The sequence below is a fragment of the Mucilaginibacter aquariorum genome (assembly GCF_024498135.1).
Lineage (GTDB): Bacteria > Bacteroidota > Bacteroidia > Sphingobacteriales > Sphingobacteriaceae > Mucilaginibacter > Mucilaginibacter aquariorum.
This window is the reverse complement of sequence record NZ_JANHOH010000002.1, coordinates 231137-250608: the sequence shown is the minus strand read 5'-3', so window position 1 is coordinate 250608 and position 19472 is coordinate 231137. Positions and strand designations below refer to the sequence as shown.

General features: G+C 41.8%; 12 protein-coding genes and 1 pseudogene. 4 read left to right on the top strand and 9 right to left on the bottom strand.

The window, feature by feature from the left end; genetic code table 11:
• Nucleotides 1–501: 501 nt before the first annotated feature.
• From NPE20_RS12000 to NPE20_RS11985, 4 genes are all read right to left on the bottom strand, one after another.
• A complete protein-coding gene (locus tag NPE20_RS12000; RefSeq protein ID WP_256538897.1) occupies nt 502–2037 on the bottom strand; it encodes a RagB/SusD family nutrient uptake outer membrane protein in 1536 nt (511 codons plus the stop codon).
• Between the two features lie 19 nt (nt 2038–2056).
• A complete protein-coding gene (locus NPE20_RS11995; RefSeq protein WP_256538896.1) occupies nt 2057–5371 on the bottom strand; it encodes a SusC/RagA family TonB-linked outer membrane protein in 3315 nt (1104 codons plus the stop codon).
• 351 nt (nt 5372–5722) lie between these two features.
• Complete coding sequence (locus NPE20_RS11990; RefSeq protein WP_256538895.1) at nt 5723–6595, bottom strand: hypothetical protein; 873 nt, start codon at nt 6593–6595, stop codon at nt 5723–5725.
• Nucleotides 6596–6599: 4 nt separating this feature from the next.
• Nucleotides 6600–7850: a YdcF family protein gene (locus NPE20_RS11985; RefSeq protein ID WP_256538894.1), complete on the bottom strand. Its 1251-nt coding sequence runs from the start codon at nt 7848–7850 to the stop codon at nt 6600–6602.
• Between the two features lie 203 nt (nt 7851–8053).
• On the opposite strand from NPE20_RS11985, the gene efp reads away from it, so the two are divergent.
• The 3 genes from efp to NPE20_RS11970 all read left to right on the top strand — a co-directional run bounded on the left by efp (nt 8054) and on the right by NPE20_RS11970 (nt 9498).
• Nucleotides 8054–8614 carry an elongation factor P gene (efp, locus tag NPE20_RS11980; RefSeq protein WP_256538893.1) on the top strand — a complete coding sequence of 187 codons (561 nt, stop codon included), beginning with the start codon at nt 8054–8056 and terminating at the stop codon, nt 8612–8614.
• Between the two features lie 86 nt (nt 8615–8700).
• On the top strand, nt 8701–9093 hold the full coding sequence (locus tag NPE20_RS11975; protein WP_256538892.1) for a hypothetical protein: 393 nt from the start codon (nt 8701–8703) through the stop codon (nt 9091–9093).
• Between the two features lie 9 nt (nt 9094–9102).
• A complete protein-coding gene (locus tag NPE20_RS11970; RefSeq protein ID WP_256538891.1) occupies nt 9103–9498 on the top strand; it encodes a (R)-mandelonitrile lyase in 396 nt (131 codons plus the stop codon).
• A 49-nt stretch (nt 9499–9547) separates the two neighbouring features.
• Here the strand turns inward: NPE20_RS11970 and NPE20_RS11965 are convergent, their stop codons facing one another.
• The 3 genes from NPE20_RS11965 to NPE20_RS11955 form a co-directional block, all read right to left on the bottom strand.
• On the bottom strand, nt 9548–11674 hold the full coding sequence (locus NPE20_RS11965) for a xanthine dehydrogenase family protein molybdopterin-binding subunit (RefSeq protein WP_256538890.1): 2127 nt from the start codon (nt 11672–11674) through the stop codon (nt 9548–9550).
• Between the two features lie 75 nt (nt 11675–11749).
• Nucleotides 11750–12736 (bottom strand): FAD binding domain-containing protein, encoded by a 987-nt coding sequence (locus NPE20_RS11960; RefSeq protein WP_256538889.1) that lies wholly within the window; start codon nt 12734–12736, stop codon nt 11750–11752.
• Nucleotides 12733–13371: a (2Fe-2S)-binding protein gene (locus NPE20_RS11955; protein WP_256538888.1), complete on the bottom strand. Its 639-nt coding sequence runs from the start codon at nt 13369–13371 to the stop codon at nt 12733–12735. Before NPE20_RS11955 ends, NPE20_RS11960 begins: the two co-directional genes overlap by 4 nt.
• Before the next feature lie 265 nt (nt 13372–13636).
• Between NPE20_RS11955 and rpiA the strand changes: the two are divergent.
• Nucleotides 13637–14296, top strand: a pseudogene (rpiA, locus tag NPE20_RS11950) (ribose 5-phosphate isomerase A); the annotation flags it as partial.
• Between the two features lie 138 nt (nt 14297–14434).
• Here rpiA and NPE20_RS11945 read toward each other — a convergent pair.
• Entirely contained in the window at nt 14435–16348 is a 1914-nt protein-coding gene (locus tag NPE20_RS11945; RefSeq protein ID WP_256538887.1) for a SusD/RagB family nutrient-binding outer membrane lipoprotein, read from the bottom strand.
• A gap of 31 nt (nt 16349–16379) precedes the next feature.
• On the bottom strand, nt 16380–19472 hold the full coding sequence (locus tag NPE20_RS11940; protein ID WP_256538886.1) for a SusC/RagA family TonB-linked outer membrane protein: 3093 nt from the start codon (nt 19470–19472) through the stop codon (nt 16380–16382).

Sequence of the window (19472 nt, the reverse complement as noted above, 5' to 3'; positions counted from 1 at the left end):
GATACAACATATAAGTATACGCACAAGAAATTGTGGCTTGTTAATATTAAATTAATCAGCAGCACTTATCTTTACGGAACTCAATTATAAACCTGGCTACGGAAGAATATCATTACCTATTGAATTTTACATCATGAGTATCAATTTTTCAAGCAGCCCATCTTCCCCCTGTCCTTGCGGCAAGGGCAAAACCTCTGATCTGGAAAGAATACCCCGATCAGTTTTAATGAAAACACTGTTTTTTTGGCTACCATTAAAACGTTATCGTTGCCAACGCTGTATGTCAAACAAATGGGTGCTTGGCCGCAAATCGTACAGGCGTACTGCTTAATATATTCTGCAATGCCAGGCTGCACTGTGCAATTGTTTGACTTTTAACTGCCGATCATTTTCCGGGTATCAGAAGAATACTTTCCGCGAATAGAATGCTCCCATTTTTCAAAACAAAAAGAGGGACAATGTCCCTCTTTTTGTTTTCCTATATAGTAGCACGTCAGAATATTAATAACCCGGGTTTTGATACATTTTTACCGGATCGAGCTTATTCTCGTCAAACGGAATTGGGTAATATCTGTCCTTAGTTGAAAAGTTTGATAACTGTGCGGCACCAAAGTCTGCCTGGGTTTTCCCTTTAAAATAAGTAACCAGTTCCGGTGTGGTAAAAAACCTTGTCAGGTCAAACCAGCGGTGATGTTCAAAAGCGAGCTCGACACGGCGTTCATGCAAAATAGCAAGTTTAAGTGTAGGGAACTTGCCGCTGTATGCAGGATCAGTCATTGCTACAGCATACGTAGGCACACCGGCGCGCGCGCGCACCTGGTCTAAAAACTGAATGGCGGTCGTATTATCACCCAGGTACATATTTACCTCGGCCAACATTAATATTACATCAGCAAATCTGATCAGGTTCCAGTCGTTACCGCCATAACCCAGTTTAGTGGCCTTATCGCTGTTATCTCTGAACTTTGTTATAAACCAGTCTTTCACGATGGGGTCATTGGCAAATTTAACCGAGTAAGCCATACGCGGGTCATTGGTTTCGTATTCATTGATCAGATCATGCGTTACATTTCCGCCTGCTCCTGACGTTTGCTTTTGCGAGTTAATGGTTTCGCCTTTTGCCTGATTGTTGGCTGCTATGACCGAACTATAGTTAACATCTCCCTGTATATTTACGATCTGAAATATCAGTTCGGGGCAGGTAGATTTTTTATTAACATCAAAAACATCAGTATAAGGTATCTCGCTTAATGCGCCAAAAGTACGCATGTTGTATGCGTTCATTAAATAGGTTTTAGCATTACCCAGATTAGCGGCACGGTTAGCCTGATCTAAATTGGCAGCCATAGTAAGGTACACCTGGCCCAAAAGCGCGTTTGCCGCCGCCTTTGACACACGGCCTATACCTGCACCCGTTTGCAGGTTAGGAAGCGGGTTGTTGTTAACCACATCCTTTAAATCTGCAACTATCTGCCCATAAACAGTTTCCTGCTTCTCTCTAAAGGTATTAGCAGCTACTTCAGTAGAACTTAATTGCCTTGTTACCAATGGCACATCTCCCCAAAGGCGTACCAGGTGAAAATATGTCAGCGCCCTTAAAAACTTTGCCTCGGCCGAGTATTGCAACTTTAAGTTGGCATCAGGAAATGTTACCTTATCAATATTACTTAAAACCACATTAGCACGGGTTATTGTGCCGTATAACGACACCCAGTGACTTTTCAGGTAAGTATTACTTGGTAAAATTGAAAAGTTATTGAACTGAAATGGCTCGCCGGCGTTTGATTGGTTATCATTGGTACCTGTATCATCCGAACGTTCATCTGTCCATAAACCACTGGTTTCGCCAATGTTGTTACCACTGCGTAACGACTGGTAGATACCATTAACCGCTAATAATACATCGTTAGGCGATTTAAAATTGGCATCTATTGATATGGCATTGGGATCGCTCTGCTCTAAAAAATCTTTCTTGCATGACGGGCTTAGTGCAATAAATACTGCAATGCAACCTATCGCTATTAATTTCTTTTTCATCTGTCTGTTTAGCTAATTTTTAAAAAGTAATATTTACACCCAGGTTATATGAACGCACCAACGGGTAAACACCATAGTCAATACCTGGTGCAAGGTTAGCCGGTTGGGTGTTATTAGATCCACCGCTCGAGTAATTGTAATCTACCTCCGGGTTATATCCTTTGTATTTGGTTATGGTGAAAGCATTTACCACACTGGCGAAAATGCGCGCGTTTGAAATACCCAATTTACTCCGCAGGATATCTGGAATGGTATAACCAAAAGTGATGTTGGTACAACGCAAGAACGAACCATCCTGCAGGTAAAAGCTGGATAAACGGGTGCTGTTACTTTGTGTACCACCACGTGATGCACGATAAACCGTACCATTACCCGGGTTAGCAGGATTACGGTAACGATTGGCAACATCGGCATACTGGTTACCCGATCCCTCCATGTTATACAGGTAATAATCCTGGCCATCCAGTACCTTATTGCCCTGTGAGCCATTAAAAGAGGCAGCGATATCAAAATGCTTGTAAGTAGAATTAACAGAAAAGCCGTAAGTAAAATCGGCATACGGCGAGCCTATAACCGTTTTATCGGCATCATTTACAACTCCATCTTTGTTGGTATCTACAAAATACAGGTCGCCTATTTTTGCCGGGTTTGTGGATGCTGATGACGGAGGCGTTTTACCAAGATTTTCGGCTGTTATTATGCCGCCCACCTGAAAACCGTAAAACATACCAACCGGCTGACCTTGTTGTGTAATATTTGTTAGGTAAGACCGTTCGGCACCATTAATGATGATTGTATTGTTACCCGATAGTTTAACCACCTTGTTACGGTTGATAGAAATGTTACCGCTTGCGTTAAAGGTAAAATCCTTTGATCGTATGATACGTCCATCCAGTTGAAAATCAAATCCGGTGTTACGTATCTTGGAGTCGCGCAGATTTGTTAAAATAGTGGTACTGCCTGATATCGCCGAAATAGGCTGATTGTATAACAGGTTGTATGAATAGCTTAGGTAATAATTGGCTATTACCGATAAGCGGCCTTTAAATAAACCGATATCAGTACCAAAATTATATTGCGAGGTTGTTTCCCAACTCAGCTTTGGGTCTTTAATGCCACCCGGGTAGGTAGCCGTTACAATGGCATTACCCAAAACCACACCGGTTGGGCTTGCCAGCGTTTGCTGTGTATTGTAGTTACCAATGTTAAAGTTGCCGCTTAAGCCCCAGCTGGCGCGTAATTTAACGGTAGACTGGTCGCCCAGAAAGTTATGATAGAAATCTTCCTGTGATAAATTCCAGCCGGCAGCAACAGACGGGAAGTAACCGTACTTGTTTAACGGACCGAAACGCGATGAACCATCTGCCCTGAAAGAGCCGGTTAAAAAGTATTTGTCATCATAACTATAGTTTACGCGCCCCAAGTATGAAAGCAGGGTATAAACCGATTTTTGTGTAGGTATTAAACCTAAACCAGGTTGCGGGTTTGTTTGCGTAACCAGTGTAAAATAGTTGGCCTCAGCTCCTTTATTGGTAATTTCGGGAATGTTATCATTCTGAAAGCCCCTTGCATAAACACTTACTATGTCGGTGCTTGTTTTTTGGGCTGTATAACCTGCCAATAGATCTATACGGTGCTTTCCAAGTTGCTTATTATAATTTAATGTAAACTCACCTAACTGATCTAACTGACTAAACGTTTGCGCTGCTGCAGTTGCAGCGGCCAATGATTGTGTTGAACCCGGAGGGAATGCACCACTGCTTAAGGTGGTTGGCAGGTAATAGTCGTATTTTTCGTTATACGTTTGGGTACCTAAGTTAATTTTAGCATTAAAGCCCGGTAATATAGTGTAAGTAACATTGCCGTTGTAGGTGCTACGGTAACCTTTACGGCTAATTTTTGTACGGTCTGCCAGTGCCAGCGGGTTTTCTATAGACTGATAACCATAAGTCGCTGATTGCGATGCTGCAGCGTTGGTAGCTAAAGAACCATCCGGGTTGTATGCCGGGAAATATGGCATGTAGATCAGCGCTCCTAAAATTGGCCCGTGATCAAAACGGCCTTCCTGAATTTCGCGGTTAAGATTTTGGGTATAAGCTATATTGGCGCCTACATGCAGCTTTTTGCTTACATCGCCATCTACATTTGTACGGAAGTTATAACGTTCCTGCCCGCTCGAACGAATAATACCCGGTTGGTTTTGGTAAGCACCGCTTACAAAATACCTAACCCCGTTAGATGCACCCGAAAAAGATAAATTGTGCTTTTGATAAATGGCGTTGCGGTACAATTCATCCTGCCAATCGGTATTTACCGTTTGGGGGATCAGGCTTTGGGTAGCAAAATTGTAAATCTCGGCAGGGATACTTACACTACCGGCATTGCCAACATTGTCAACACGAGTAGGATTTGGATCAGAATACATCGCATCGTTCCAGGTCTTACCCTTGTTAACCCACAGGTCATGGTAGCTATTATTACGTCCGTCTATCACTAACTGCGCGAAGCCATCGGCATCCAGTAATTTTACCTTTTTAGCCAGTTGGTTAACACCTGTTTGCACATCATATTCAAACCTGCCTTTACCCTCTTTGCCTTTTTTGGTAGTTATAATAACCACACCACCAGATGCACGTGAACCGTAAATTGCAGCAGATGCCGCATCCTTTAGTATATCAACAGACTCGATATCGTTGGGATTAATAAAAATATCGTTTCCTGCGGGATACCCATCAATTACGTATAAAGGATCGGAGTTTGCGTTGAATGAACCAACACCACGCACCCTTATTTTAGTACTTTGATACGGCGCACCATTAGTTTGTGATACCTGAACACCGGCAACTTTACCGGCCAATGCCTGGCCCAGTGTTGGCGCAGACAGGTTTAACTCGCTTGCCTTAACACTGGATATAGCACCCGTTACATCGCTTTTACGAATGGATTGGTAACCGATAGCTACAACCTCGTTAAGCATGTTTGCCTGTGGCTTTAGTTTAACATTGATAGTTGCCGCTGTAGTAACAGGCGCTTCAAATGTAAGGTATCCGATAAATGAGTAAACCAATGTTGATCCTGGTTCTGCTGATATAGTGTATTTACCATTAGCATCTGTTGAAGTACCAACGGTTGTGTTTTTGACACGTACATTTACGCCGGGTAATGGCTGATTATTTTCATCTGTAACCACACCGGTAATTTGTATTGCCAATGTGTGGGGCGATGTTTTTTTATGAGCTGCAAAGCTTGATAAGGAAAGCAGCATGATCAATAAAGAAAGGATATGTTTTACGGAAAACACTTTAAAAAGATCATGAGTAATCTTTTTTTTCATATTTTTAAGAGTTGATTGTAGGTAAATGACAGTAAAGCAGTAGAGCGCTTCTTAAGTTATTTAATGATTGACCGGGCCGTGTGAATGTTAGCGCATTCACCGGTTTTTTTATTAACCGCCGGATAACGGTGACGGGTTAAGATATTACATAGGCAGGAAATTAATACATGAACAACTTTGATAGTTTTTTAAGAATACGCGGCGTATTGTATTAAAATCACATTCAAACCAAGGCCGCGTTGCAATCATGTCAACAAAGCTATTGATGCTATCTTAAGTAAAGGACACCTAATAGTTAAGTTTATATTAACAATGTTCTGGTTTGGCCAATGGTGAGGAGCCTACCTTCTATTACTGGGTTCGAATAAAATTTACATTATTTTTGCGTGATGAAGTCACAGCAATTCCCTGATCAGGGCTTCCGGTAAATGCAAACCCTTCCAGTTCGTCCGGCCGGTTTATTTCGTCTGCCTGGCTAATAACTACTTGCTTACCTGTTTCTATTGATTTCTTAAGATCGATATAAGTAAAGCGCCATTGGCGGCCCTCTATTTTATTTTGAATTAATACCAGCTGACCTTTATCTGCTATCCAATGCAAATTTTGCACCCAGGGTGTACAGGTGAATTTTTTATACAACACGCCTTTCTCGCTGGTTTTTGATGCGCTTTTTAACCTTTCAGGATCGTATAACCTTACCTCGTTACCGTGGTCGCCATAATCTGCAGTAGCTACATACCACTTATTATTATATTTAACATACTCAGGCCTTGCACCTTGTATACAGGCATCATCTTCAACAGTATTAATAAGGTTGCCATCCAGCGAGCCCGAATTTAACATACCGTTCCAGTCCACACAATAAATAACCGCCCTCCATTTAGTGCCTTCTTTATTAAGGCGGATAGAGTTACCTATAAATGTAGGGGAAATACCGTTATACGCTATACCCGTTGGATGATTAATAATATCCTGCCCGTTTTGGGTTAGCTTTACTTCTTTATGCTGATAAACCAGGCTGTCATTCACCATTCTAAATTCCCGGATCATTCCAACTTCGCGGTCGCCATATAAAAAGATCCTTCCCTTTTGATAAGAGATCCCCTGGCAGGCGCCCAAAGAATCCACCGTTATGGAGCGGTCAAGCTTAATGCTAATTGACGCTTTAACAAATGCAGACAGCGTTAAAACAATGGCAATAAAAAACAATAAATTCCTTTTCATGATTCTACGGATCAAGTGGTTCATCCTGGTCTATCTGCAATGCTTCTAATACCGGATAAAATTCCAGTTCAGTTTCAGAAACACGCTTACCCAGTTTATATGGCACATAGCCCAGCTCCTTTTCGCAACGGACGGCCATATTATATATAAAATCGGTCTGAGATTTGTCTGTCACAATGTATCCCGGCCTATTCACAGGGATACCGTATCTAAACATCAGCCTAACATCATTACGGATATTGGTTGTAGTATGCCTTGCGTGGGGGTCAATTATAACAGCGCTCTCGGGTATATGCAGCGTTTTTATTAAATAAACTTTCATTTCAAAAGCCTCGTTATACTTAGTTTTAAACGGATGAACACTACCACCAGAAACCACAATGAACGGCGCTTTACCTGCCAAATACTGCTTTGCTGCAAGTCGACAACGTAACATCCCTTCGCCGCTTAATGGCGTAGTTAAATTGTCAGGCCCTGCACCCGGCACCAAAATGTGCGAATATGGGTAAGCTGCCCATTTGATAAGTTTCACCTTGTTGTAGGCTGCCTTATTAACTGTAGTAGTCATGGGTTCGTAATTGCTGGCATCCTGTCTTTCGTTTATTTCTAAATAAGTTAAAGCCGCCTGTAAAGCAGGCTCAAAAAATAAACGAGTGTTGGCTACATCGCCTGCTACAACGGCAGAACAATCGTACATTAAAGTATAATATCCTTTTGCTTTAACATTATAGCTTATGGAATCTATAGCAGGATAGTTTGGCTTCTTGCCTTCCCCGTATACACCAATAGTATAGTTTACAGCAACTGCATCTTGCTCCCATGCTTTTACCAGCAAATGGGCGGGTGTTAAATTTTTGTAAGTAATGTAATTTCCTGACGGGATCAGGTGTGTTTTAACTAAAACATCTAAGGCGTTACCATTTTTATATAGGGCGGTTAAGCGGTCACTTACTGCCTGTATCTCGTCATTGGTAAATTTAAGTGCTGCCGGTAAGCACAGGGCATCCTTACAGGTAGTAAGTGATGTTTGCAATGCTGCCAATTTAGCCTGAGTAAGTTTAGCAAGAACATCATCATTTTTCAACAGGGCACTTACGGGTTTATCCTGCTCAAATAAGGTGAGCAGATAATAGTTTTTTGCCTTTACCCAATTATTGGCGGCTACAAATTTATAATCAGCTTGCGGCCCGGGCTGGGCAAAACCCTTACTAATTATAACAAAAAAGATAATGGCGGTAAAAAGTGCTTTCTTCATAATATTTCGGCGCAAGTAAGCAGTTACATATGAATTATTTATTAAGATAGTGATACTTTTTTATCCCTTTAAGCAAGCCTAATTGTGGACTTATACATTACTGTTAGTATTAATTAAGTTTTGAAAATGAAGGATTTTAAAGTTTATCGGTAGGTTTAACATAAGTTAATCTATCTTCGCATTCAAATTATAATCGCATTTTCATGGCAAAGGCATCTGAAGTTAAAGTAGGAAATATATTACGTTATAACGGCGAATTAGTAACCGTTACAGAAGTTATGCACCGTACGCCGGGTAAAGGCGGTGCTTTCTATTTAGATAAATTCCGGAATATTAAAACCGGAAAAATTGTGGAAGCCCGTTTGGCTACCGACGAACAAGTGGAAATTTGCCGCGTTGAAACCAATGACTATCAATACCTATATGACGAGGGCGAGTTTATGGTGATCATGAATAATGAAACTTATGATCAGTTTAATATCTCAAAAACACTGTTGGGCCCGTCTGTAAGATTCCTGAAAGAGGGAATGAACGTTATTGTATCGTTTGAAAGCGAAGAACCTATCATGGCGCAAATGCCAAACAGCGTAGAGCTGGAAATTACCTATTCTGAACCGGCAGTAAAAGGCGATACCTCATCGGGCGCGCTAAAAACCGCTACTACAGAAAATGGTGTGGAAATAAAAGTACCACTGTTTGTAAACCAGGGCGATAAAGTAAAGGTAGATACCCGCACCGGAGAATATTTGGAGCGTGTAAAATAGGTTATGTTCGGACGACCGATCATTTAATAGTCTTCAATGAAGGCTACAATTTTAAAACAATTCATAGAATATTTTATTGAATAGCTATGATAACAGTGATCGGTATTTTTGAAGATATAAACCTTGCCGAAGAGGCAAGCTCTTACCTGTTGGGAAATGAATTTGCAAGTGAAAATATTGACATCCACACTAATGGGCAACAAACCAATGAACATGGAGACCGTGTAGGCGACTTTTTCAGCCATCTTATAGATGATGAAAAACAAGCCGCACACTTTGCATCTTTAGGGCGCAAAGGCTCAATCGTTACCGTTCATGCTATTTCGCAAAGGGAAGCACAGGAAGCGGTAGATGTGCTGAATAATTATGGCGCGATAGATGTAAATGCATCTGATGACAGTTCCTCACGAAGCCAAATGATCGAACGGATAGTTGACGATAGTAAACGCTTAAGGGGAAATTATACTGCTACTAAATAACATATTAGTATGGAAATTAAACGCAGCGGCTCACAGCCTTCAGGAAAAGGCCCGGCAGAATATTTTACCGGATCAGTACGGATCGATCCGCTTATTAATCCACCCGAACCATCCCGTGTGGCAATGGCGCTGGTTACTTTTGAACCAGGTGCCCGCACTGCATGGCACACTCACCCATTAGGGCAAACTTTAATTGTTACGGCAGGCTCGGGCTGGGTACAGCACGAAGGTGAAGCGAAACAAGCAATTCATCAGGGAGATGTTGTGTACTTTGCCCCGGGCGAAAAGCATTGGCATGGAGCTACTGCTACCACCGCACTGAGCCATATCGCTATTCAGGAAAAATTAAATGGTTCGCCGGTTGATTGGATGGAACAGGTAACCGACGAACAGTATAGCAAGTAAGCCTTCACAATAATGTTATCCAATTTAACACCTATAAATTCCGGATATATTAAATCAATTTATCCGGGGTGATAGGAAGCTCCCTTATCCGTTTTCCGGTTGCATTATAAACGGCATTGGCCACAGCTGCCGCTACACCAATAAGCGATATTTCACCAATACCCTTTGTGCCGATAGGATTAATTATCGGGTCGGGCTTATTAATAAATATAGCCTCTATTTGAGGTATATCTGCATTTACCGGTACATGATAATCTGCAAAATTGCCGTTTACATATCTACCAAACCTGTCATCAAAAACAGCTTCTTCGGTCATGGCCATGCCAATCCCTCCTACTGCACCACCAATCATTTGGCTCCTTGCTGTTTTATAGCTCACAATTTTGCCGGCATCTACTACGGCTACCACATTCTTAACTTTTACTACACCTGTTAATGGATGAACATGCACTTTTGCAAAATGCGCCGAAAAGGAATACATGGAATACTTTTTTGCCTCTTCGTTAGCGTTTGACTCCTGGGTTATTTCGAGGAAAGGTAAGTTATTCTGAGTTAAGACTTTCGCATAGTCAATATCATCGGTATTATTTTCTGGTTTACCCGCCAACGAATTCAGCTTTTGTCTCAAAGCGACACAGGCATCGTGCACGGCAGAACCTACTGATGATACAGTTGCAGACCCACCCTGGGTAGGTGCAACCGGGAAGGAGGAGTCGCCTAATTCAAATACTATCTTTTCAGCCGGTATCTTAAGGATATCTGCCGCTATCAGCACCATAGAAGTACCGGTACCCGGCCCGATATCGCTGGTAGCACTCTGAATATTTACAGTACCATTGGGCATCAATTTAATTTTTGCCAATGAACGCGAACGGTATGCGCCAAATGCACCACAACCTATTCCATATCCTACCAGCCATTCGCCATCGTTATTAGTGCCGGGCTTTGCCTTACGGTTGCTCCAGCCAATACTATCGGCTCCCTTTTGGTAACACTCTTTAAGATACTTGCTTGACCAGGGCAGGTTCTTTTCCTCGTCAACATCCGCGTAATTTTTAAGCCTTAATTCGATAGGATCCATATTTAACGCGTATGATAACTCATCAAGCGCCGACTCTAAGGCGAATGATCCGGTTGCTTCGCCCGGGCCACGCATTGGCGCAGGCACGCCAACATTTAATGGTACCACTTTATACACCGTGTTTACATTAGGGCTGCTGTATAAAAATCTTGAAACGTTAACAGATCTTTCGGTAAACTCTTCGTAAACTGCCGTTTGCGAATGCGATTCATGGCTAATGCCTACAATTTTACCATCGGCTGTAGCGCCTATCCCTACTTTTTGAACAGTATGCGGGCGGTAGCCTACTAAGGTGAACATTTGCTCGCGGGTAAGCGTAAGTTTAACGGGCCTGTTCAACATTTTTGCAGCTTGTACTGCAGCAACCTCGTGTGGCCATGTACGCAGGGATGAACCAAATGCCCCTCCAACAAAACGCGAATTGATCTGAACATTCTTTGGATCGAGTTGAAAAGCATTTGCAATAGCCCTTTGTGAGCTGATAACGCCCTGCGATTTTGTATAAAGGGTAACATTATCATCACCTGTCCAAAATGCCGTTGTTACATGCAGCTCCATTGGGTTGTGCATTTCAGATGGCAGCGTGTACTCCTGCTCTATTTTAATAGGGGCGTTTTTATAGGCATAGGCCTCGCCGCGCAAATAGTCCTTATTGTTTTGCGGACTAACTCCCTTATCAATATTCTTATTAAAGTTGGTTTCAAATGGTTGTGCCTGATAGGTAGCCTTTACCAGGCTCACAGCATTTGTCGCTCTTTCAAATGTATCGGCAACTACCAACGCAATTGGCTGGCCATTAAAATAAACCTGGTTGTCGTTAAATAACTTTAGTCCTTTAACACGTGTAGATGCCTCGGGCTGGTAACCGGGCACTTTAATGGCATTAAATGGGGTGATAACGGCCACCACACCCGGTGCGCGCAATGCGGCTTTACTATCAATAGCCGTTATTGTCCCGCTGGCAATTGTAGCCGGAACAAGCACACCGTAAGTTAAGCCGGGTAAATCATACTCGCCTGAGTATTTAGCGCCTCCGGTTACTTTTAACCTGCCGTCTACCCTACTTAATGAATCTCCTATAGTCTCCTTTTTCATGACAATACCTTGTTTGCTGATGAAAGATGTTTTACTGTGATTAGTGGTAATACAATACGCCCTTTACAGCGGCTCCTATGCTTTTAACCCCGATGCCGTTTTTAAGGCTTGCAAGAGGGTGTTTGGTGCTAAAGTCAATTTAAATTTATTGTGCTCATAAGCTTTGGCGCCCTGCATAGCTATTTGTGCCGCTTGTTTAAATACATCTAAACTAACGGGCTTACCTTTCAGGAAAGCTTCTGTTTCGGTTAAGCGCCATGGTTTATGTGCCACCCCGCCCATTGCCAGCCTTGCTCCCTGTATAGTGTTGTTTTCTATATTCAAAGCTACCGCTGCCGATACCAGTGCAAATGCATACGATGTTCTGTCGCGCACTTTTAAATAGTGCACATTTTTATTAAAAGGCGAAGCAGGCAAATCAACCGATGTTATCAACTCACCTTTTTGCAAAGTGTTATCAAGTTCCGGATGCTGGCCGGGCAACCTGTGAAAATCTGAAATTTTTATGGCCCGTTTACCTTTAACACCGCTTACATGTACGGTAGCATCAAGTGCGGTTAAAGCTACGTTCATGTCGCTTGGATTGACGGCAATACATTTATCACTGGCCCCAAAAAGAGCATGCATGCGGTTATAGCCCTCTAAAGCGCCGCAGCCCGATCCCGGCATACGCTTATTACAGGGCATAGCCGTATCAAAAAAGTACGGGCATCTGGTACGCTGCATTAAATTACCGCCTACCGTTGCCATGTTTCTCAACTGAGGCGATGCACCTGCATTAATAGCAAGCGCCAGTAAAGGATAGTTTGCTTTAATAAGCGGATGTTCTGCTACTTCGGTATTGGAGGCTAAAGCCCCTATACTTATACCTCCTGCATTGCCTTCTATTTTTTTTAATGGCAGGTTATTAATATCCACTAACTTTTCGGGAGCCACCACACCCATTTTCATTAAATCGATAAGATTGGTGCCACCGGCAAGGAATTGGGTATTTGCCCCATTGGTAATAGCTTTTGTTGCACCCGGCACCTGGGCCGGCCTTACGTATTGAAACTGGTTCATGATTGCCCTCCTTGTTTAACCGCCTGTATGGCATTTACAATATTAGGATAAGCACCGCAACGGCAAATATTACCGCTCATATATTCCCGGATCTCGGCTTCAGAACCGGCATGCCCCTCATTGATACAAGCCACCGCCGACATGATCTGCCCCGATGTACAATATCCACATTGAAAACCATCATGTTCTATAAAGGCTTCCTGCATTGGGTGCAGTTCATTGCCATTGGCAAGCCCTTCAATAGTTGTTATTTTTTTTCCCTCGTTAGTTACAGCAAGGCTTAAACAAGAGTTTACACGCACGCCATTTACATGCACTGTGCATGCCCCACACTGCCCCCTGTCACAGCCTTTTTTAGTACCGGTTAGTTTCAATTGCTCGCGCAGCAGATCTAAAAGGGTAACACGCGGCTCAACAGATAAGGTGTGTTTTACACCGTTTACATCAATATGTAAAGATACTTTCTCAAAAACTCCTGCTATTTTTTCATCCCATTGCTCTTCGGCGGCTTTAACAACCGTACCGGGCGTTAAGGCCATGGCCGTTAAAAAAGATGTTTTTTTGAGGAAATCTCTACGGTTTCCGTGAAGCAGGTCTTCGCTCTCGGCCGGAATACAAGGTTTTTTACCAGACATAATCTATTAATTAAACAGGTAAGCGTATAAGTAGATGTATAATGGTTTTCAGGGGTTATCCCAAAATTAGCAATAGTATATTAAAGTAAATTTTAAATATCTCTCTTCATTTAAACACCATCCTTAACTAATAAATAAATTAGCAAGATATTTGTTTTAAGATATCCGATTTACGGATACAATAAATGCCCGGTTATTTCCCCTGGCTTTTTTATTCAATATCAATATATATGACTGATTATAAAGCAGAAGCCGCAAAGCGGCATTAAATTTAATAAAGGCTGGTCAAACTATTGGTTTGGGTGCAGGTTCAACTATCGCTAATTTAATAACCCTCATCAGCAAAAAAAGCGAGCTTGCCAATTCGCTCATCTTCACGTCTTCATCTTTTAAAACAACCAATAATTTATTGGCGCATGGCTTAACAGTGCAATCACCCGCTAACCTGAATTCTCTGGATATATACTTTGATGGATGTGATCAGTTTGATAAAGATCTTAATGCTTTAAAAAGTGGCGGAGGGATACATACCACCGAAAAGATCCTGGCCTCGATGGCTAACGAATTTATTTTAATTGGCGATGAAGGGAAATTTGCCGATCAACTGGATACAACCTATCCATTAGTAATTGAGATACTGCCCGCAGCCTTGCAAATAGTACTTCAAAAGCTTAAACAGGATCATCCGGACGCTACCATTAATTTACGGATGAGCACTCAAAAAGATGGCGCGGTTATCTCCGAAAATGGCAATTTACTTGCCGATATATATTTTAGCAGACCAATAGCGCCCGATATTTTTAATATCCAGATAAAAATGATCCCGGGTATTGTTGACCATTCGCTGTTTTACAGAATGGCCACTAAAGCAGTAATTGCAGGCGAACAGGGTATCCAGACCATTTATCCGGATTACGACAAATAAGTATTACAGGTATTAACTTTTTTGTTTTTCTATCCGTTGCGAACGCAGGCGTAAATGACTTTATAACTTATTCCGATTTACTTTAAACAAAAAAAGAGGTGCTTTTGGCACCCCTCTTTCCTTAAATCAAAACACTAATTAGTGCTGTGCCCACCAAAGTGGTGTTAAAACAGCATCAGGACCTCCTAAAGCTGAAATAGCCTGGTTGTAACCGTTAACGTTATTATTCTTCAGGTTTGAAGGATATTTTACACGTTGTGGTATAAACTGGATACTGCTTGTGTTAACGTTACCAGCGTTTAATGCCGGCAGGTCTGGCATTACGTCTTCAACCGCAGGGTTCTCAAAAAATGGCAGGCCTAATCTTCTATGGTCGCTCCAGGTTTCTAAAGGCAACCAAGGCAATTGAGCCAAGTATTTTTGAGTTATAATTTTGGTTAAATGATCGTTTTTCACAGCGCCTGATTTATACAGGTTGTTTTTAGCATAAGGTACCTCAACTGTACTAACAGCACCGGTTATACCATTTTCATAGCTCATGGTGCGTGTTGCAGTCGGCTCTGTTACGTTATCCCAGTTAACAGAAGTACCTGCACGGTTATAATCTGTAGATGCCAGATAAGTGCTTAGGTTTGCCGATGTACCAAAATATTCAAAGCTTTTGGCAATACCGGTTTCATAAGCTGTTTTTGCGCTAACAGGTGATGACCATCCACGTTCAGCAGCTTCTGCCAGCAAAAAGTAAGTTTCCCATGGGCCAAAAAACACCCTTCTGTTGTTACCTGACCTGTAAAGAAGGTTTAACAATGGTTTACAGCCATTAGTCACAATTGGCTCATTCATTGTGGTTTTTGTACCCCAGTTACCATCGGCTTTAGCATTCCAGGTATATTTTGCATTAATTGATTTAACAACAGTACCGTCGGCAGTTTTCATATCGCCCGTTGATGTAGTAAAACTGCCGCCAATTGCAGGATAATTTGCATCGGTAATATTGCCCGGTATGCTATATATTTTATACGCACGAGGGTCAATAGTATTTGGTAAGCCGTTAAACCAGTAACCGGTCATTGGGTCGTTACTATTTGTAGGGAACTGGTCTGCAAATTTTTGTCCCATCCAATCTGCCGGTTTAATAGCCGATTGAAAACCAGCACCTAACTGATCGGCAGATTTAACACTGCCTAAACCAACAACCAGGTTGTTATAAGTTGCAGATATTGGTAAACCCATCCATGACGATTCTTTTCTGAACACACTTGCAAGTGGATCCCATCCTTTAGATTCCTGTACACTGAACATATCAGCTGCATCGGTAATATAATCATTACCGGCAGCAGCAGCTTCAAACTCACCTTTAGCTTTAGTAGCATCTACTTCAGATAACCTCATAGCCAAACGCATGCGCATTGAGTTAGCATACTTACGCCATTTTGCATAATCGTAGGCGTATGCCGGGTCTTCATCTTTTACTTGTTGCGGATTAACTACTGACAGATCAAGCTTTGAACCGGCATCTTTTAACTCATCAAGCAAAAAATAATAGACTGTTTTAACATCCTTAAAGTCAGGATTTTTGCCCTGGAAGCCATCTACAGGCATTGAACCGAAAGTGTCAGAAAATTCGCTCATCAAATAAGCTCTCCAGATCCTTGCAACCTGTATCAGGTTATTGGTGTATGGTTTTGAAGTTCCCTTAGCAATTTGGTCTGTTCCAACCGCGATAGCGCTGTTCGCATTATTTAACCATTGTGACGATTGCCTGTAATACTCAGACGCCCAATCGTCGCTAAATGAGCCACGTGAGAATGTCTCTCCATCTTCATCCTGCAAGCCACGGCCACCGGGTACCCAATATAGTATAAACATACGCTCGGCTAATCCCGGATCTTGCTGCGCGCCTATAATTGAGTTATTTATAAAGTACTCTGTTTGTACCTGATCGCCATTTGCAGCGAACGGATCGTTGTTTATTTCGTCAAACTTTTTACACGATGCCAGCATCATGGTGGCTGCAAATACTATGGATGACTTTTTTAATATCGTTTTCATATCTAATGAATTTTTTCTTTTATATGAGTTATTAGAATCCTATAGTTAGGTTAAGCAAAACTGTACGGGTTGTAGGCGCGCTACCGTTTTCAAAACCTGTAGCATTGCTACCTGTTGCATAAACAGACTCCGGATCCAAACCATTCATATGGCTTTTTATTAACCACACGTTATTTGCAGATACACCTACCCTTGCCCTTTGTATACCTATACCAGATAATAAGCTCTTAGAAATATCGTAGCTTAACTGTACGTTTCTAACACGGATGTTTGAAGCATCGTAAAGGTTAGCTTCGGTTACACCTAAATTTCCACGACCTGCTGTAGCAGCCCAGTAATTTTGTGGTGATACCTTAACGGTATTTGGTTGATACTGGTTAGTAGTTGTGTTAAGTACAACACCGTCAACTAACAGATCTTCCCTTGCGCCGTTTACAACGGTTAGATTTGAATTACCAACAGCTTCCATATGGGCCAGGGTACCTGAGAATATTTTACCTCCAAAACGGGCATCAACCAGGAAGGAAAAATTAAAACCTTTATACGAGAACGAGTTGGTTACACCTAATAAGCTTGTTGCTTGCTGGCTACCCAATTTCGCCTTATCAGGATCAACTGTAGGTAAACCTGCAGCTGTTAAAATTAGCTTGCCATTATACGGGCTGTTTGGATCTTCAACCCGTGCAAATACAGAGCCATAAATTGTACCATACAACTGGTTCTCTTCTGCAACAACTGCTATATCGTCATAACCACCTAAAGGATATATTTTAACATCAGGTGTTAGTGATTTAACAACGTTGCGGTTCATTGAAAAATTAACCATTGCATTCCAGTTAAACCCGGTATTGCTCCTTAAAATTTTTCCATCAACCATTAACTCCAAACCTTTATTCTGGATGTCACCGGCATTAATTCTTCTTGAAGTATAACCGCTCAAATTATCCATAGGCAAATCAATCAACTGCCTTGTAGCATTAGATTTGTATACAGCAAAATCAAATCCTAAACGGCTATCAAATAAACGCATTTCCAAACCTGCTTCATACGATTTAATAAGTTCGCTTTTTACATTCGGATCTAACAATACGTCATTACGGCTTGCAGTGGTATGGCCAAGCGGATCTTTACCTATAGTGTAGGTATTATACAATTTGTAAGGATCCATATCATTACCTACTGATGCAAACGAACCTCTTACTTTACCGTAAGTTAACCATGAAGGTAATCCACCGCCTCTGCTTAACAATTCGCTAAATACAAATGATGTACTTACCGATGGGTAGAAATATGACCGGTTAACGCTATTTAATGCAGATGACCAGTCATTTCTGAATGTACCGTCCAGGTACAAAAATTGATCGTAGCTTAAACCCAATGTTCCATAAACAGAATAAATATTGTGTTTAAACAAGCCCTGTTCAAGTGCTGGGTTACCTACCGCATTATTTAATGCAAAAAGGTTTGGAACATTTAAAGTACCGGCAGTTGCGCTTAAGAAAGCTCTTTGCTGATTCATTAAGTTTCCACCTAATGTTGCAATACCGCCAAATTTGCCAAACAAGTTATCTTTTTTGGCCGTAAATAAACCGCTGTAATTTGTCTCGGTGAATGATGTACTTCTAACACCGTATGAACCACCCGGGCTGCCCGGTGCGCCTGCATATTGCCTGTTATCTACATCTGTATTATAAGTATCTGCGCCCCCTTTACCTTCAAGGCTTAACCAACTGTTAAACTGATATTTAACCGATGCATTTAATAAAAACCTGTTTCTTACGTCCTGGTTTAAATTGTATTGTGATGCCCAGTACGGGTTAAGCTCACTTCCCGGATGATACCAGATCATGTTACCGCTTGCATCTTTAGCGCCCTTAAAATCTCTTACATCAACTGAAACCGGTAAGTTTACAAGAGTTGTAAAATAGTTATTTGGGTTAGAACCTGCCTGGGGGCGGTTTGAAGCGGTAGAGTTTATATACTGAACCTTTGTATCAATTGTCCACCTGTCGTTACTGCCAAATTTACTAACCGTACGCGCCATTAGGTTGTTACGGATAAGCTTGGCCCCCGGGATGTAGCTTTTATCATCAAGGCGGTTATATGAAGTATAAACCGACGTTGAGTTATATTGCTGTTGAAATGATACACCCTGGTTAGAGGTTAAACCGGTTTGGAAATAATTGTCTATGTTATCATACGCAGCAAGTGGCGCAGTTGAACCATCCCATTTTTTTACACTCTGACCAGCTATTTTCTCTCCCCAACTGCTTGTTGAGTTGATGATCTCATATTGACCATTTGTACCCTGCGAAAACTGGTTCTGCGCTTTTGGCCTTGCAAAAATGCTTTCAAAACCAAACGACGAAGTAAGGGTAATACCAAGGCCATTTTGTTTTTTACCTGTTTTTGTGGTAATTAATATAGCACCATTACCTGCTCTTGAACCATAAAGCGCCGCTGCAGACGGGCCCTTTAAAACACTCACGCTCTCAATATCTTCGGCGTTTATATCTGATAAACCATTACCCATATCCCTGCTTGGATTATAGTAATCGTTATTACGTCTACCTTTGCCATCAATATCGTTACCAATAAAATTATCAAGCGGCACGCCGTCAACAACAATAAGGGGTTGGTTATCGCCGATCAATGAATTATTACCACGCAAAGTAATTCTTGAAGAAGCACCCGGGCCATTACTTGACCGGGTAATTTGCAAACCTGCAACCTTACCAGATAGTGAGTTTACAATGTTTGGTTCTTTTGTATCGGCTAAAGCCTGCCCCTTAACTTCCTGAACCGCGAAACCCAATGATTTCTTTTCCCTTTTAATACCAAGGGCGGTTACAACAACTTCATTAAGTGCGTTTTCGCCGCTTTCTAAAGTAACATTTATAGTTGCTTCTGTGCCAACCGTTACTTCTTTGGTTTTAAAACCAATAAAAGAAAAGGTTAATACCGCACCCGGCTTAACATTTAAGCTATATTTCCCGTCTGCTCCGGTAGACACGCCATTGGCTGTCCCCTTTTCGGCCACACTTACCCCGGGAAGGGTTTGTCCGGAGGTTTCAGTTACCGTCCCGGTAACTGTTTTTTGCGCATAAGCAGCTATTGTTATCAT

Bases quoted from the DNA above. Each gene is read 5' to 3' on its own strand.
- NPE20_RS11995 (WP_256538896.1), bottom strand. From the start codon at position 5,371: ATGAAAAAAAAGATTACTCATGATCTTTTTAAAGTGTTTTCCGTAAAA.
- NPE20_RS11975 (WP_256538892.1), top strand. From the start codon at position 8,701: ATGATAACAGTGATCGGTATTTTTGAAGATATAAACCTTGCCGAAGAG.
- NPE20_RS11970 (WP_256538891.1), top strand. From the start codon at position 9,103: ATGGAAATTAAACGCAGCGGCTCACAGCCTTCAGGAAAAGGCCCGGCA.
- NPE20_RS11985 (WP_256538894.1), bottom strand. From the start codon at position 7,850: ATGAAGAAAGCACTTTTTACCGCCATTATCTTTTTTGTTATAATTAGT.
- NPE20_RS11990 (WP_256538895.1), bottom strand. From the start codon at position 6,595: ATGAAAAGGAATTTATTGTTTTTTATTGCCATTGTTTTAACGCTGTCT.
- efp (WP_256538893.1), top strand. From the start codon at position 8,054: ATGGCAAAGGCATCTGAAGTTAAAGTAGGAAATATATTACGTTATAAC.
- NPE20_RS12000 (WP_256538897.1), bottom strand. From the start codon at position 2,037: ATGAAAAAGAAATTAATAGCGATAGGTTGCATTGCAGTATTTATTGCA.
- NPE20_RS11960 (WP_256538889.1), bottom strand. From the start codon at position 12,736: ATGAACCAGTTTCAATACGTAAGGCCGGCCCAGGTGCCGGGTGCAACA.
- NPE20_RS11940 (WP_256538886.1), bottom strand. From the start codon at position 19,472: ATGATAACAATAGCTGCTTATGCGCAAAAAACAGTTACCGGGACGGTA.
- NPE20_RS11945 (WP_256538887.1), bottom strand. From the start codon at position 16,348: ATGAAAACGATATTAAAAAAGTCATCCATAGTATTTGCAGCCACCATG.
- NPE20_RS11955 (WP_256538888.1), bottom strand. From the start codon at position 13,371: ATGTCTGGTAAAAAACCTTGTATTCCGGCCGAGAGCGAAGACCTGCTT.
- NPE20_RS11965 (WP_256538890.1), bottom strand. From the start codon at position 11,674: ATGAAAAAGGAGACTATAGGAGATTCATTAAGTAGGGTAGACGGCAGG.